This window comes from Flavobacterium aurantiibacter, from assembly GCF_002251775.1.
GTDB lineage: Bacteria > Bacteroidota > Bacteroidia > Flavobacteriales > Flavobacteriaceae > Flavobacterium > Flavobacterium aurantiibacter.
The window spans coordinates 1-1,821 of record NZ_NOXX01000070.1 but is presented as its reverse complement, the minus strand read 5'-3'; the positions used below and the strand labels follow the sequence as shown (position 1 = coordinate 1,821).

At 36.4% G+C, this 1,821-nt stretch carries 2 protein-coding genes; both read left to right on the top strand.

Translation table 11 applies throughout. From position 1 onward, the window contains the following. The coding region (locus CHX27_RS15445; RefSeq protein WP_207758911.1) for a hypothetical protein at positions 1-726 on the top strand (726 nt) is incomplete at its 5' end. Between the two features lie 5 nt (positions 727-731). Continuing rightward, a complete protein-coding gene (locus tag CHX27_RS00870) occupies positions 732-1,415 on the top strand; it encodes a hypothetical protein (RefSeq protein WP_094484894.1) in 684 nt (227 codons plus the stop codon). Positions 1,416-1,821 lie beyond the last annotated feature (406 nt).

Sequence of the window (1,821 nt, the reverse complement as noted above, 5' to 3'; positions counted from 1 at the left end):
TACCAAAACCCAATTAATTTGGTGGATCCGGATGGACGGGAAGCAACTGGAGATTTTTACACAAAGACTGGAAAATATCTAGGAAGCGACGGTATAAATGATAACAAGGTATACGTAGCTGACCGAAGAAACTCAGATGGAACGTTTGCAAATTCTAAGGAAATTAAGGGAACAACACATACCGATTTTGCTACAGCAGCAAATGTTGTAAAACATGAATCTTCAGGAAACAAATCTGAAAGCTTGTGGATCGCTCACACAGCAAACAATGCTAAGGATAATAATGCGATAGATTATAAACGCAAGAATAGTACATTAACTCAACAGCTTACTGATTCACAATATTCAACTACCCCATCGTCTGCTCGTTCGCCTTTATCGACACAAGATGCAAGTATGGGAGCAGAAAACGCAAGGGCCGCCGTAATTGATGTTCTCATGGGAGGAATAGATCCTACTGGCGGGGCGGTTTTATGGGACGGAACCGACTTCTTAACGCGTGGGACGTCACACAATAAATTTAAAGAATTTCAATGTATTGACATAGACGCAAAATCTATGTCTAATTTCTCATCTGCGAATCAAAGATACAAAGTGCACCCTACTTTTAATGATGCAATATCACTCGACGCATCCTACTCAGCGTCAGGAAGAAGTGGAAGACCTTATTCCGTACAATCAACGGGAGCACAAGGGAGATCTATATTTTGGAAAATCATAAAATAAAAATTATGGAGAGGAGAGTACACTACGCTATAGTTTTTATATTTTTAATTTTATATTCTTGCGAATGCAGAAAAATTAAATTAAAAAATGTGTCTTCTAAAAGTGTTTTAATTGCGGATACAATTCAAGTGAAAACTGATAAAAATCATTCCTTGGATTCTTGCCAATTGTTAAACCAAAAATTCTACAAAAACTCTGGAATTGTAATATCTGAATTTTATAATGCTTTAGATAGCCTGCGAATAAACGACAGTATTTCGATACTCGTTATTTCACCAATATCTTTAGAAAGACCGGACTTGCCTTGCAGTTTGTCAAACGAATTTGGGAGAACTATATTGGAAATAAATCGCGTGAATAAAAAGATTAATCGTTCAAATGTAAATTTAATTTCTCAAAATGGTGGAGTGCTAAACAAATTTGTCGGCTTATCGCCATTGTCCAACGGTTATGAAATAGTTCACGAAAGCGGGAATTTGTATGCTTGGAAGTACACGGTGAGTGTAAATTACCTCGCCAATAAACTGATAATAACCAGAATTACAAAAATTTGCTCATTTGATACATTAAGCCAAACAGTTATCTACAATAAAGATTTAGACTTAGCCGCAATCTCTATACAAGATTCTTTGGATAAAAATTGTAACTGTGATCCAATTTGGCGAAAGCTTGAATCGAATAAAAAATAAGCAATATCGTCAATTACAGATTTTTCGTAGCGCTATGTGGATTTTTCGTGATTCGATTTATTGGGAAATAGAAATTGGGTTAATGCCAACGAAACGATTCTAAGGAAAACCCCGTAAAATCGACAGAAAGTGTTAAATTTCAAATATTGAAAGTTGTTTACTGGCTAGCTCGAAGTAAACGTAAAATCACTAGCGCCGATTTTAATTTTTCAGCCCCGATTGCAGCAAAATAGCTGGCACTAAAAAATTGTGTACAAAACCAAAAGTTGGGGTGGCGACCCTAGAAGCCACCCCAACTTTTAGATTTTGTAGCGATTTGAAGTGGCACTATTGCGTAAAGCGGGATTAGCTGCATAATAACCAATCTTCACCTACCTTTGTAAAACAACAGTACAACTTAACCATG

What these genes read in the sequence shown, in the direction of transcription:
- CHX27_RS00870 (WP_094484894.1), top strand. Translation starts at nt 732, where the DNA reads ATGGAGAGGAGAGTACACTACGCTATAGTTTTTATATTTTTAATTTTA.